This window comes from Sorangium sp. So ce836, from assembly GCF_028553905.1.
Classification (GTDB): Bacteria; Myxococcota_A; Polyangia; order Polyangiales; family Polyangiaceae; genus Sorangium; species Sorangium cellulosum_D.
In genome coordinates this window covers 10,773,211-10,787,062 of the sequence record NZ_CP102233.1, presented here as the reverse complement: position 1 = coordinate 10,787,062, position 13,852 = coordinate 10,773,211, and the positions used below count along the sequence as shown (strand labels likewise).

Here is a 13,852-nt window from a genome sequence, read left to right as displayed (position 1 = left end):
CCATCTTGCGCGATTACAGCCTGTTTAGCGGCTCTTCTGCGCGGTCAGTCGCGAGCGCTGACGGACAGCGCCAGCCCCGTGGTGGGGTCGCTGCGCGCGTGCGGCTCATCCTGGAGAAGGGGGCGGACGGTGCGCGGGAGAGGACGCTGCGCTTCGGGGGGCGTCGCTCGTCAAGGCGGTGCGGGCTCGGTTGGTCAATTTTGACCACCACCTCCGGACAGCCGCCGGTTTGAATTTCAATTCACCCCGGGGCCTCCGGGCAGCCCCGGTCTGAATTTCAATTCACCCCTGGGCCTCCGGACAGCCCCCAAGTCGCGCTGAACGCATCCCCCCGCGCGCGCCGCTCCCGGCGCGCCCGCGCGCGCCTCACGCCGCCGCCGCGGCCGACTGGAACGCCCGCGACAGCTCCGTCGGCGACGGGAGCGCCGCGCTCGCGAGCCCGCGCCGCGCCACCGCGAGCCAGCGCATCGGGTCGGCGACCGCGCCGCTCGCGATCGCGGCGAGCAGGCGGCGGCGCATCCAGTCCTTGCGGCGGTAGAAGCTCGTGCCGTGCTCGGCCGTGGGGCGCGGGACGTAGCTCGCCAGCGAGACGTGCGTCTTCTCGTGCAGCAGGAGATCGGTGAGCGCGGTGAACGCGGCCGCGTCGTCCCGCAGGAGCACCGCCGTGAGCAGCGTCCGCACCCGCGACGAGGCGAGGTTCACGCTGATCCCGCTCCCGTCGGTGTGCGCCATCTCATCGGGACCGTAGAGATCCTGGTGCACCCAGATCGGCGACGTCGGCAGGTCCGCCGCCTCGGAGATCGCCGCGTCGAGCCGCTCGATGACCGTCATGGCCGCGGCCACGGCGCGGACGCCCGGCACCTCGGCCGCGATCGAGAGGAGCGCGTCGCGCGAGGTGCGGGGCATGGGGCACGGCGCGGCGCTCGCCGCGCGCTGCGGCGCCGCCGCGGCGGCCTCGGCGAGCGGCGGCGGGGCCGCGCCCTCGGTCGCGAGCCGCCGCCAGAACGCCTGCGCGAGCGGCTCGTCGATCGCGAGGTACACGAGCTCCCCCGGCCGCGCGCCGGGCGCCTCCCGCCCGGCGGCCTCGGGCGCCGCGGCGCCGCCGAGCGGCGCGCGGACGGCGCTCCGCGCGTGCCCCGGCGGGGAGGGCGGCGAGGAATCGAGCGGGCGGAGCACGCCGTCCCGGTGCGCCTTGAGCAGCTCGCGCAGCGTGAGCGGCGCGCTCCGGGCGTGGAGCTGGCCGAGGAGCGAGGACAGCGCCGTCTCCGGGGGCCGCGGGCCGGCGTCGACCACGATCGACCGGAAGAGCGGCGCGTCGAGCAGCCCGCTCGCGAAGCGGATGACCTGCTCGGGCGCCGCCACCGTGGGGGTGCGCGCGCCCGGATCGAGCTCGTCCACCGTCTGGGCGGACGCGATCGTGACGCTCTCGCCGAGCAGCGCCGCCTGCACGAGCCGGTCGAGCACCGACGAGAGCCGGTGATCCACCGCGCGCAAGAGCTCGCGGTCGTACAGGGCGTCGCGCAGGACGAAGCGCTCGAACGCGGCGACGAGCGCCGCCTCGACGGCCGTGGACGCGCTCGCCGCGACCGCCGAGCGGCCCTTGTTGAGCGGCACCGCGAGCGGCAGCTCCGCGACCAGCCCGAAGCCGGCCGCCGTGATCGCGCGCGCGAGCTCCCGGTGCAGCCCGAGCTCGGGGCCGGGGAAGGGGTCGATCCGCGCCGCCACCGTGAGCCCCTTCTGGGTGATCGTGAGCTGCGGCTCGACGCCGTCGCCCCGGCCCACGAGGAGCTCGAGCGCGCCGCAGAGCTCGCCCGACGGCGGCAGCCGGAGCGGCACCTCGGCGGCGCGGCGGAGGCGCGCCCGCGCCGTGTTGACGAGCGCGCCGTCGACGTAGAGCCGCGCGACGGCCGGGTCGACCAGCCCCACCGCCGCGGCCACCTCGGCGGCGAGCGCCGGCCGCGAGATCGGCTGCGCGAGCGAGAGCCGCACCGAGGTGCCCGTCGTCGACCGGCGCGGCGGCGCGGCGGCGCCCGGGAGGCCGGGCGGCGGCGCGGCCGAGGAGCGGGGCAGGGACAGGAGCGTCCACGAGAAGTCCTCGTAGGGCGGCCCCGCGCCGAGCGGCGCGACGAGCAGCCGGTGCCCGCCCGAGGGCGTCGCCGTGACCACCTCGATCCAGGGCGCGATCTCCAGCGCCGAGAAGAAGCCGATCCCGTGCTCGCCGATCGCGTCGGGCTCGCCCGCCTTGCCGCTCCGGAAGGGGACGAGCAGGTCGGCGAGGAGCTCGGTCCGGCTCATGCCGCGGCCCTGGTCGGCCACCGAGATCTCGCGCCCGTCCTCGGTCGAGCGGACGTCGATGCGGGCGCCGGGGGGCGAGGCGTCGAGCGCGTTCTGGAGCAGCTCGCGGAGCGGGCCGATCCGCGACGACGCCTGCGCGTAGATGGTGCGCGAGAGGATGCGCTGCGCGAGGTCGGGCACCGTGGCCTCGCTGCGGCAGGCGGCGACGATCGCGAGGCGCTCCGCGCTGGTCGCCTGGAGGTAGGCCTCGGCGCGCCCGTGGATCCGCACGAGGAGCAGCTCCGAGAAAAGCCCGTACGAGATCTGGGTCATGGATCGCCTCCGGACGTCCTTTCGCCGGGCCGGAGCGCGGCGCAGGCCGCCCCGTCCACGGGTTCGCCGACGATGAGATCGCGCTCGAGATCGGCCTCGCGCACCCCGGAGGCCCGGTCGAAGGCGGCCCGCAGCGCGTACCGGTCGCACCAGCCCGCGGGCCACCGCACCGCCGCGCTGTCGTCGCGGATGAGCAGGAGCCGGCGCGTGCCGAGGCACGGCAGCGGGCCCGCCGGGCGCCGCGGCGGCGCGCCCGGGGACGGGAGCGCGCCCGGCGCCCGGCGCGCCGCCGCGCTCGCGCCGCCGCCCGCCTGGGGCCGGCCCCGGCAGAGGGTGACCATGGTCGTGTGCGGGCTCACCGCGCGCGCGACGAGCAGCGGCAGCCCGGCGAGATCGCCGCGGCGCCGCGTCAGGGCCGCGAGCGTCTCCGGCGGGTCGAACTCGAGCTCGTCCTCGAGGAGCTCGCGCTCGCCGGGCAGGTGGGGCTGCCACTCGCGCTCGGCCCAGAAGCTCTCGGGCACGAAGAGCCGATCGGCCACGCTCGGCCCGAGGAACCCGAGCAGCGCCTCGCGCCGCTCGGGGTTCACCATGCAGCGCCCCGGGCCGAGCAGGGCGCCCGCGAGCTCGAGGGCCACCTCGTCCCAGCCCGCGGACTGCAGCATCAGCGCGCTGATCTGCGCGGCCATCTCGGCGAGCCGGTCGCGCGCGCGCCGGCCCTCGCCGCTCTCCGCGGCGATCTGGATGAGCCGCCGGTAGAACGCCGTCGCGGCCGCGGTGAACGCCGGCCCGACCTTGAGCGCGTCGCGCCCCTCGGTCAGCTCCACGGCGGCCGGGAAGTCGATGAGCGCGAGCTCGGCCAGGGCGAGGCACGCCTCGACCTTGACCCCGGCGTGGAAGGTGGCCGCCGAGATGCTCGGGAGCAGCCCCCGCCCGCCGACGTGGAAGCGCGCGACGAGCGCGCCGTCGCGCCCCTCCGCGAGGCGGGCGCGCGCCTCCTCGGCGGGCGAGCCGCTCGCGGCGGCGGGGCGCGGGCCGCTCGCGGCGGCGGGGGGCGAGCCGCTCGCGGCGGCGGGGCGCGTGCCGCTCGCCGCGGGGGGGTCGTCCGCGCCGGCGGCCGGCGCGGCCGCGATGCGCTCCTCGACGAGCCGCCCGCCCGAGATCAGCCGGCCGTCGTTCACGGCCGCGCCGTCGAGCAGCACGAGGGCGCGGCCCGCGGGGAAGAAGTGGAGCGCGTCGCGCAGGTAAGCGCGGACCGCGCCCGCCTCGAGCAGCGACGACGTGACCCGCACGCGCGTGCCGAGCAGCGGCGCGATGCGGCGGACCGAGCACATCAGCGCGGCGGTGAGCTCGGGCGACGCGCGGCCGCGGGCGCGCTCGGGCTCGTCGGGGGCGAGCTCGGGCGCGCCGCCCGCGTCGCCCAGGCTGGGCCAGGCCACGACGCGGATCGCCCACCCCTCGATGCCGTCGCCGGTGGTGAGGTGCAGGCTGAAGCTCTCCGGGTCCGAGAGCCCGAGGCCGAGCACCGAGAAGAACCCGACCCCGAACCGGCCGAGATCGATGCCGGGCCGCTTGTCTGTCGCGAACGGGATGAGCAGCCGTGAGAGGATTGCCCGGAGCCCCATGCCGGCGCCGGTGTCGCTGACGTCGACGCGCCCGTCGATGACGGCGACGTCGACGAGCGGCTGCGGCGCGCGGGCCGCGTCGGCGGCGTTGAGCACGAGCTCGATCAGCGGCCGGAGCGGGTGCCCGAACTGGCGGGAGATCTCCTCGTCGAGGATCTTGATCAGGTAGGCGCGGTCGATGGGGGGCTCGGCGATGTCGCGCTGCCCGGCGCAGAGCGCGTCGAGGGCCGGGCGGTGCAGGCCGATGGCGACGAGCTCGTGCAGCGCGCCCAGAAAGTACAGCCCGGCATCTCCCTTCGGAGGCGCGGCGCGCCGGCTGCCGCCCCCGTCACCCCCGGCTCCGTAGTGCGCGTGCACGCTCGACTGCTCCCCCTCACGCCCGCCCTCGACATCCCCCTGCGCGAAGTGCGCGCACCCACCGTGCGAATGCGCGCCGAGTGAGCGCCGAGCGGCGAACGATCGGCGGAGCTTTCACCGCCCGTGCCGAGCCGAGCCGTCGGGCGGCGACCGTCCGTCCTTCAGCGCGCGGCCGCCGGGGGCGGCGGGCCCGCTACCCCGCGGCCCGCCGCTGCGGCGGCGAGCTCGGGGCGCCGCGCTCTTCGCCCTCGTCCGCCTCGCCCTGAGCGTCGCGGCGCTGCGCCGCGCTCTGGGGCAGCGTCGCGCTCTGGGGCAGCGGCGTCGCGCTCTGGGGCAGCGGCGTGGGGCTCTGGGCGGGGTCGGTGAGCTGGGCCAGCTCCGAGAGCCCCAGCGCGCTCCACTTGCCGGGGGGCGGGATCGACATCACCCCGGCGCGCTCGCGCTCCAGGCGCGCGTTCAGCTCGCCGCCGATGAGCAGCGCCAGCGCCAGGAGCCACAGCCAGAACAGGAAGATCGCGACGGTCGCGAGGCTCCCGTAGAACGTGGCGTAGCGGCCGAGCGTGGCGACGTAGAGCGAGAACAGGGTCGACACGGCCGACCAGAGCACCACGGTGAGCACCGCGCCCGGGAAGACCCGGCGCCGCTCGATGTTCGGGCGCTGGATCGAGAGCCTGAAGAACGCGGCCACCATGCAGGTGACGAGCCCGGCCGGGAGGGCGAAGGCGACGATGCGGGCGCCGATCGAGCCCGAGAGCGAGCCGATCAGCACGCCCACGCCGGCGACCACGGGCACCACGGCCAGGCTGGCCATGACGCAGGCCGCCGCGATCGCCCTGCGGACGTACCAGGGGCGCTCGCGCGTGTTGTAGATGGTGTCGAACACGCCCATGGCGGTCGAGAGCCCGGAGGACGTGATCCAGAGGAAGCCGGTGATGCTGATGGGGGCGACCGCCGACGACTGCGAGAGCCGGAAGAGCTCCTCCGAGACGAGGTTCGCGACCTCCGGGGGCGCGGCCTTGAGGAGCGGCTGCACCACGAGGTCCGACCACTCCTTGGTGCGGCTGAGCACGTAGCCGGCGAAGGCGGCGAGGGGGATCAGGCTGAGGAACGCGTCGAAGGCCATCGCGCTCGCGGCCCGCGGCCCGTTGTGCCGGTCCAGGCTGACGATGACGCTCCACACCGCCTTCGCGGCGCGGTGGCGCTCGATGTGTCGCCGGATCGCAGATGGCACGGGCGCAGCGTCGCTCTCCCGGGTGCGGGGCGCAATACCATCCGCCGCGCGGGAGAGGCCCGGCGATCTCGGGACAGCGGCAACTTCCGGCACTGCAGCCGGAGGCGCGGGCCGAGGGCTCAGGGCGTCGGCGTCCGTGCGGGGCAGTCCCACACGCTGCAGCGCGTGGCGGGCGCGTGACGACCGCGCTGCGCCTAGGCCTCGGCGTTCCTGTCGGCCGCGAGGAGGCTCTGCACCGCGTAGGGCACCGACTCGACGCCGGCGAGCTCGGCGAGGGCGTAGGCGATGTGCTCGCGGCTCGCGTGCGGCGGGATGCCGACGATCGCCCACGAGCCCCCCTCGCCGCGCTGCAGGTTGCTCCCGCGCTCGACGCGGAGCGCGGCGATGGCCGGGTAGACGGCGACGGTCATCCGCTTCGGCCGGAGGCGGTCCAGCGCGCGCATCGCGAAGGCGATCCGGTCGAACTCGCTGGGATCGCGGTACTCGACGAGCCGCTGCCGATCGATCTCCACGTGGTGGGCATCCCGCTCGCGCACGGGGTTGAGCATAGCCCAAGCCGGCCGCGGCGCCGCTCCGGGCCCGCGGCGGCCCCGGCGCCGCCGCCGGACGCGACGGCGGGCGGCCCGGAGCCCGGGGCGGTCCGAGGCGCGTGCAACCGGGCGGCCCATCGGTTCTCCTGAGGGGGACCGCCGGACCCGCGAGCCATGATCCCCGTCGCCCCCTCGATCGCCCGCCTGCTCGATCGCCCGGATCCCGAGCGCCGCCTCGGCCCCTTCCTGCTGATCGAGCCGCTCGGCCGCGGCGGCTTCGCGCCCGTCTGGCTGGCCAGGGAGAGCTACGGCGGGACCGAGCTCCGCACCGCCGCCGTCAAGCTCTTCGCCCTCGACGCGCCCGGCCCGGACCTCGCCGGCCGGGACCCGAGCCCCGCCGCGGCCCTCCGGCGCCGCAGCGTCATCGAGGAGGCGCGGCTGCTCTGCCAGGTCGAGCACCCCAGCGTCGTGCGCTTCTACGCGCTCCCCGTCGACGAGGAGCACGGCGTGATCGCGCTCGCCATGGAGCACGTCGCCGGCGTCTCGCTGGACCGCACGCTCGCCGCGCGAGGGACCCTGACCGTGGCCGAGACGCTCGACCTCGGGATCGCGATCGCCTCGGCCCTCGCCGCCGTCCACCGCGCCGGGCTCGTCCACCGCGACGTCAAGCCGGCCAACATCGTCGACGCCGCGGGCGTCTACAAGCTGATCGACTTCGGGATCGCCGCCGCGGACGCGCCGATCCCCCGCGCGCCCGCCGCCGATCGGGAGCCGGAGCGCGCCCGCCTGGCCGATCTGCCCCACGCGCTCGTGCGCTCGAGCGGCACGACCCTCGCCGGGATCCTCTCCGCCGGCGCGGGCGCGACCGCCGAGCCGACCGACGCCCTCGGGCCGATCTTCGGGACGCTCGGCTACATCGATCCGGTCATCCTCGCCACGCGCGCGCCCGCGGCGCCCGCGAGCGATCTCTACGCCCTCGGGGCCACGCTGTTCGAGTGCCTCGCCGGCCGCGTGCCCGCCGCGCTCCCCGCCGCGGGCGGCCTCTCGCTCTCGGGCGAGATCCTCGACGGGCGGGCGCGGCCCCCGCCGCTGCTCGAGGTCGCGCCCGGCGCGCCGCGCGCCCTCGCCCGCCTCGTCGACGCGCTCCTCTCGCCGGATCGCCGCGATCGCCCGGCCTGGGCCGAGCCGGTGGCGATCGCGCTCGAGCAGATCCGCGGCGAGCTCGCCGGCGGCGAGCGGGCGCTGCCCCCGGAGAGCGTCGGGCCGTTCCGCGGGCTCGGGCGGTTCGACGAGGCCGACCGCGACGTCTACTTCGGTCGCCGCAGCGAGGTCGCCGCCGCCGTCGAGATGCTCCGCTCGCGGGGCGTCGTGGCGCTCGTGGGCCCCTCGGGCAGCGGCAAGAGCAGCCTCGCCCGCGCCGGCGTCCTGCCCGCCGTCGGCGAGGGCGCGCTCGGCGCCTGGCCGCCGCGCTGGGACCGCGCCGTCGCCGAGCCGGGCGCGGACCCGCGCGCCGCGGTGACCGCCGCCCTCTCGCCGTTCATCCCCCGCGCGCCGGAGCTCATGCCCGAGGAGATCGTCGCGGCGCTCACCGCGCGGGCCCAGGCCGAGGAGCGCGGCCTCGTCCTGCTCCTCGATCAGCTCGAGGAGCTCGCGACCGTCGCCTCGCCCGGCGGCCGGGAGTTCGCGGTCGCGCTCCTCTGCCGCCTGGCCGAGCACGCGATCCCGGGCGTGCGCGTGCTGGTCACCGCGCGGCGCGACTGGCTCGATCCGCTCCTCGCGCTCGGGCCGCTCGGCAAGGTGCTCGTCCGGGGCTCCGTGCTGATCGAGCCGATCTCCGAGCTCGCCTGGGTCGCCGTCCTCGAACAGGCGCTCGCCGCCTACGGCTACACGCTGGAGGACGACGCGCTGAAGGAGGAGCTCACCGCGGAGCTGAAGGAGGCCGCGAGCGCCATGCCGCTCGTCCAGTTCGCGCTGACCGAGCTCTGGGACAAGCGCGACGCGCTGAACAGGAAGGTGACCCGCGCCGGCCTCCGGGCCATCGGCGGGATCGCCGGCGCGCTGGAGCGGCACGCCGACGCGACGCTGCGCGCGCTCGCCGGCGGGCGGCCCGGCGCGGCGGAGACGGAGGCGGAGGCGGCGCGGGCGGTCCTCCTCGCGCTGACCACGCCCCAGGGGACGCGGGCGACGCGGGCGCGCGCCGAGCTCGCGCGCAGCGCGGGGCCCGCCTGCGAGGAGGCGCTCGAGGCGTTCGAGCGCGCCCGCCTCATCGTCGCCGCGGACGGCGGCGTGACGCTCGCGCACGAGTCGCTGCTCGCGCGGTGGGAGCGGCTGCGCGCCTGGGTCGCCGAGGCGCGCGAAGATCGGCTGCTCGCCGAGGAGCTGGAGCGGGACGCGGCGCGGTGGGGCGCGTCGCCCCGCGACGCGACGCTCTGGCGCGGCCGCCGCCTCGCGTTCGGCGAGGCCCTGCGGCGCCGCGGCGACCTCCGCGTTTCGCCGCGCGCGGCCGCGTTCCTCGACGCCGGCAGGCGCGCCGAGCGCCGCGCCGCGCTGCTCGGGGCCGGCGCGGTCGCCGCGGTCGTGCTCGCGAGCGCCAGCTTCGGCGCGGCGTACCTGCGGGAAGTGCGGGCGCGCGAGGCGGAGGTCCTCGCGGCGCTGCGCAAGGAGCAGGCGAGCCGGGAGCTCGCCGAGGAGCAGACCCGGAACGTGCAGAAGGCGCAGGACAGGATCGATCAGCTGCTCCGGGATCTGGCCGACTCGCCCACGAAGGAGGCCGTGCTCGCGCTGCAGGAGCAGATCCGGCAGCGCGCGGGCGCTCCCCCGGCCCCGCCGGCGCCGCGGGGCCCGTCCGCGCCGCCCCGCCGGCGGCCCCGGCGCCGCGGGACGAGCCGCCCGGCCCTGCGCCGGCGGCCGGCGCGAGGCCCGGGCTCAGGGTGGAGACGGACTGGGTCGAGAGCGGGCCGCCCCCGGCTCAGCCGAGCGCGGCGCCGCGCCCGGCGCTGGACGTGGAGACGACGTGGTAGGGCGGCGCGCCTCTCGCCGGCGCGCCGCGAGCAGCGCCGCGAGGCCCGCGGCCAGCCACGGCGCCGCGGCGCCGCCGGGCGGCGCGCCCGCGGGCAGGCTGCAGCCGCTCAGGTCCTGGTCGCTCGGCCGCGGGACGCACCGCCCCGAGAGATCGCACACCGAGCCCGCGGCGCAGTGGTCGACCGAGGCGCAGGCGCAGGCGCCGTCCACGCAGGAGCCGCTCCGGCACTCGAACGCTCCAGCGCATGCGGCGCCGCCGGTCCGGGGGCGGAACAGCTCCGCGCTCGCGTGCATCTCCGACTTCGCTGTGTCGACGAGGTTCCAGTATGCCGGGGTCGGGAAGCCGCCGGCGACCAGCACCTCGCCGCTCCCCAGCAGCGTCGCGGTGCCGAGGTAGCGCGCGACGCGCAGCCAGCCGGCAGGGGCCCAGCGATCGGTCTCTGGATCGAACGCCTCGGCCAGGGTGTCGATGTCCGGGTACGTGCCGCCGGCGACGAGCACCTCGCCGCCCGCGAGCAGGGTGCTCGCGGCGATCGCGCGGTGGACCTCCAGCGGGCCCGCCGGCGTGATCGCGGGGCCGCCTCGCGAACCGTAAATGTCCGCGCTGACCGAGTAGTTCGGCCCGCCGCCGGCCAGGAGCACGCGCCCGTCGCGGAGCAGCGCGGCGGCGTGAAAGACGCGGCGCTCGCCGAGCACGGGCCCCGGCGAGAAGGTGCCCGCATCCGGATCGTAGACCTCCGTCGTCTGAAGCGGGAGGGCCGCACCGCCCTCGACGTGGAAACCGCCCGCGACCAGCACGCGGCCGTCCTCCAGCAGCGTCGCGGTGTGCATCCCGCGCGACACGATCATCGCGCCGGTAGGCGTCCAGGCGTCGGTCGTCCGGTCGTAGACTTCCGCGGCGCTGGTCATCGCGACCGACGCGCAGTCGATGCCGCCCGTCACCAGCACGCGGCCGTCCTCCAGCAGCGTCGCCGTATGCCATGTGCGCGCCGTCTCCATCGGCGCCGCGGCCCGCCACGCATCGCGCTCGGGATCGTACAGCTCCGCCGTGCCCAGGGGGCCGCCCCAATCGCACTGGTTGCCCCCGGCGACCAGGACCTCGCCGCTCGGGAGCAGCGTTGCGGTGTGCTTCCCGCGGGCCTCGCGCATCGGCGCTGCGGGCAGGAAGGCGCCGCGCTCCGGATCGTAGAGCTCCGCGCCGGCGACCGGCGGGGCCATCCACCCGCCGCCGCCGGCGATGAGGACGCGGCCGTCCGGGAGGAGCGTGGCCGTGTGACCGGCGCGGGGGGTGCCCATCCCCCCGGCGAGGTGCCAGAGCTCTTCCTCGGGCGCCGCCGCCTGACCGCCGGCGCCGGAGCCCTGCGGCGACGGCGCGCCATCAAGCTCGGCGACGCACCCGGCGAGCGCTCCGCCGAGGAGCACCAGCGCGGCCGCGCGCCGCGTGCACGGCGCGATGCCGCCGATCTCCGTCGCGCTGTCCCGGCGTCGATCGCGCTCAGAACGCATACGAGGCCCCCACGCCCGGCGCGAAGCCGAGCAGCACCCGGCCGGCGAGATCGTCTCCGGCGAACGTCGCGGCGCCGTCCTCGGCCGCATCGACGAGGCGCGTCGCCCGCCACCTCGGACGGGACAGCCCCACGAGGAGGAGCCCCTCGATCCCGGCCGTCAGCTCGACGTGCCCGCCCGCCCGCACGCCGACCCTGACCTCCGGCGCGAGGCACGCGAATGTCGCCGAGGGCGCGTCGCCGACCGGCCCGACGCGATAGCTCGACTCGGCGCGCGAAGAGAACGTGCCCGTCCGGCGGTCGCCGATCGATCCGGCCAGGGCGCCCGCCCCGAGGCGCAGGTGAAGCGAGGGCCGCTCGCCGATCGTGACGCCGGCCCAGGCGCCCGCGAGCACGCCGCGGAGCTTGAGCATGTCGTCCGCGGTGCCGGGCCTCGGCGCGAGGCCGACGGGCTGGATCGCGGTGGCGCGCCCGCTCACGGTCTGATGGGCCGCGAGGTAGCCGAGCGCGAGGCCGACGCCGAGCCAGGGGGCGAGCCGCACGCCGCCGCGGACGGCGGCGTAGCCTCCCAGACCAGGGGACCGCGAGCAGCCCTCGCCGCATGCGCCCGCGATGGCGCCGCCGAAGGTCGGGGTGACGAGCGCCGCGCCCGCGAGCTCGATCGTGAAGCGCGAGCGCGCGCTCCTCTCCGGCGCGCGGGGGTCGCGCTCCTGCGCGGGCGCCCCCCCGCGTCGCTCGATCCCCGGTTCGCTCCCGCCGCGCGCGCTCGCGATCGCGCGCGGGCGCAGGTCGAGGCGCGCCGTCCGGCGAGGCTCGACCTCGACGGTCGCCTCGAAGGGCTCGAGCCCCTCCTTGACGACGCGGATCCGGTGGCTGCCCGCGTCGAGGCGCAGCGGAGCGCGGAGCGGCAGCTCGCCGCGGCGGCGCCCGTCGACGAGGAGCGTCGCGCCGGGCTCGGCGCCCTCGATGGCGACCGCTCCGACCAGGTCGCGCAGGCGCTCGGCCTCGCTCTCCGCCGCGATCCGCATCTCGGGCGAGAGCGCCGGGAACTCGGCGAGCAGGGACTCGACCATCTCGAGGGCCTCGTCGAAGCGCCCGAGCTCGCGCAGGCAGACCGCGGCGTTGTTGGTCGCCTTGGGGGTCGGGTAGAACCGCCGAGAGAGGAGGAACTCGCCGAGCGCGGCGGCCCAGTCGCTCGCGCCGAGCAGCGCCACGCCCTGCTCGAAATGGGCGCGCGCCCTGGCCGCATCCGGGACGCCTGTCGCCTCGGCGGGCGTGGCCCGAGGCGCCTCGGCGGGCGGCGCCGCGAGCGCGACCCCTCCCGTGACCGCGACGACCACGGCAACGGCGGTGATGGCCTGCGCGAGGACGCCCTTCCCGGGGAGCACGCGGGCGAACGTAACAGAGCCTGGCGTGCGGTCACACCAGGGACGCGACGAGCTAGGTCCTCTTCCTCGGCCGCGGGAGGGAGAAGGCCTCGAGCCGGTTGATGAGCGTGCGCCGCGAGATCCCGAGCTGCGCGGCGGCGTGGGTCTGGTTGCCCCCGCAGGCCTCGAGGGCGGCGATGATCCGCTCGCGCTCGCGCGCCTCCGCGTCGAGCCGCTGCCGCTCGCGCGCCGCGCCGCCGGTGTCCGCGCTGGCGCGGGCGTCTCCGGCGGTCCCCGCCGGGCCGGGCGCGGGCCTCTGCTCTCCTCGGGCCCTCAGCTTGTCGGGCAGGTGCTCGAGGAGCAGCGTCTCCCCCGCGCACAGCACCACGGCGCGCTCGACGACGTGGCGCAGCTCCCGCACGTTGCCGGGCCACGGGTAGCGCTCGATCGCCGAGCGCACCGCGGCGGAGAGGGCGGGCGGCCGAGGGCGGTCCATCAGCCGGCAGGCGCTGTCCGCGAAGGCCTGGGCGAGCGGGCCGATCTCCGCGACGCGCTCGCGGAGCGGCGGGATCGTCAGCGCGACGCCGTTCAGGCGGAAGAACAGGTCCTGCCGGAAGGCCCCGCGCTCCATCTCCGCCTCGAGATCCCGGTTGGTGGCCGAGACGAAGCGCACGTCGATGCTGCGCGGCGCGCGTCCGCCCACGCGCAGCACCTGCCGCGCCTCGATGACGCGCAGGAGCTTGATCTGCGTCGACGGGGGCAGCTCGCCCACCTCGTCGAGGAACACCGTGCCGCCGGCGGCCGCCTCGAACAGCCCCGGGCGGGCCTCGGTCGCCCCGGTGAACGCGCCTTTCTCGTGGCCGAAGAGCTCGCTCTCGAGCAGCGACTCCGACAGCGCCGCGCAGTTGAGCGCCAGGAACGGCCTGGACGCCCGCGGCGAGCTGTCGTGGATCGCCCGGGCGAGGACCTCTTTGCCCACGCCGGTCTCGCCGAGCAAGAGGACGCTGATCAGGCTCCTGCTGATCAGGGCGGCCTGCTCGTGGAGGGCACGCATGACGGGGGCGCCGACGACGATGCCCGAGCCCGTGAGGAGCGGCGGGCCGGCGGCCGCCTCACGCGGATCGCGGCGGATGGAGAGCATCGCGGTGCCGAGGGTGATGCTGTCGCCCACGGCGACCTCGACCGTCTGCCGCGAGATCGGCTGGAGCGGGTGCGTGTCCTCTCCGGGCGCGACGGGCGCCCGCGCGCTGCGGATGTAGGTGCCGTTGGCGCCGCCCAGGTCCTCGAGCCGGAGCGGCGGATCGAGGTGCAGCACGGCGTGGCGCCGCGACACGGAAGGGTGGTTGATCCAGATGTCGTTCTCGCTGGAGCGGCCGATGGTGACGCGCCCCTCGGCCGGCAGGGCGTGGACGACGAGCTCGTCCCCCGCGAACACGGCGAGCGTGAGCGGGGCGACGGCCGCCCCGGCCGGGGGCGCCGGAGGAGCGCTCGAGCGGGGGTGTCGGGGGGGGATGCTCACCCGGGCGAGGATACCCTCGAACGAGGGGCCGGGAGCGACCGTCGCGTGGCTCTTCCCGGACGTCCGCCGGCGGGGCGCCCAGCGGCGGGCGCC

6 protein-coding genes and 1 pseudogene are annotated in these 13,852 nt (G+C 77.2%); 1 reads left to right on the top strand and 6 read right to left on the bottom strand.

Annotation, left to right across the window (positions count from 1 at the left end):
• Positions 1 to 366: 366 nt before the first annotated feature.
• The 4 genes from NQZ70_RS39365 to NQZ70_RS39350 form a co-directional block, all read right to left on the bottom strand.
• On the bottom strand, positions 367 to 2,607 hold the full coding sequence (locus NQZ70_RS39365; protein ID WP_129578816.1) for an ATP-binding protein: 2,241 nt from the start codon (positions 2,605 to 2,607) through the stop codon (positions 367 to 369).
• Complete coding sequence (locus NQZ70_RS39360) at positions 2,604 to 4,586, bottom strand: ATP-binding protein (protein ID WP_272826480.1); 1,983 nt, start codon at positions 4,584 to 4,586, stop codon at positions 2,604 to 2,606. Before NQZ70_RS39360 ends, NQZ70_RS39365 begins: the two co-directional genes overlap by 4 nt.
• A gap of 193 nt (positions 4,587 to 4,779) precedes the next feature.
• The gene (locus NQZ70_RS39355; protein ID WP_237244453.1) at positions 4,780 to 5,817 is read right to left on the bottom strand and encodes a YihY/virulence factor BrkB family protein; all 1,038 of its coding nucleotides are present in this window, start codon (positions 5,815 to 5,817) and stop codon (positions 4,780 to 4,782) included.
• Between the two features lie 194 nt (positions 5,818 to 6,011).
• A complete protein-coding gene (locus NQZ70_RS39350; protein WP_129578815.1) occupies positions 6,012 to 6,353 on the bottom strand; it encodes a hypothetical protein in 342 nt (113 codons plus the stop codon).
• Positions 6,354 to 6,521: 168 nt separating this feature from the next.
• Between NQZ70_RS39350 and NQZ70_RS39345 the strand changes: the two genes are divergently transcribed.
• A complete protein-coding gene (locus NQZ70_RS39345; protein WP_272826477.1) occupies positions 6,522 to 11,072 on the top strand; it encodes a protein kinase domain-containing protein in 4,551 nt (1,516 codons plus the stop codon).
• 595 nt (positions 11,073 to 11,667) lie between these two features.
• On the opposite strand, the pseudogene NQZ70_RS39340 reads toward NQZ70_RS39345, so the two are convergent.
• Together NQZ70_RS39340 and NQZ70_RS39335 are read right to left on the bottom strand one after the other, a co-directional pair.
• Positions 11,668 to 11,901: pseudogene (locus NQZ70_RS39340) on the bottom strand (PEGA domain-containing protein); the annotation flags it as partial.
• Positions 11,902 to 12,313: 412 nt separating this feature from the next.
• Positions 12,314 to 13,759, bottom strand: coding sequence for a sigma 54-interacting transcriptional regulator (locus NQZ70_RS39335; protein WP_237244452.1), 1,446 nt, complete (start codon positions 13,757 to 13,759; stop codon positions 12,314 to 12,316).
• Between the last annotated feature and the right edge of the window lie 93 nt (positions 13,760 to 13,852).

What these genes read in the sequence shown, in the direction of transcription:
- NQZ70_RS39365 (WP_129578816.1), bottom strand. Translation starts at nt 2,607, where the DNA reads ATGACCCAGATCTCGTACGGGCTTTTCTCGGAGCTGCTCCTCGTGCGG.
- NQZ70_RS39345 (WP_272826477.1), top strand. Translation starts at nt 6,522, where the DNA reads ATGATCCCCGTCGCCCCCTCGATCGCCCGCCTGCTCGATCGCCCGGAT.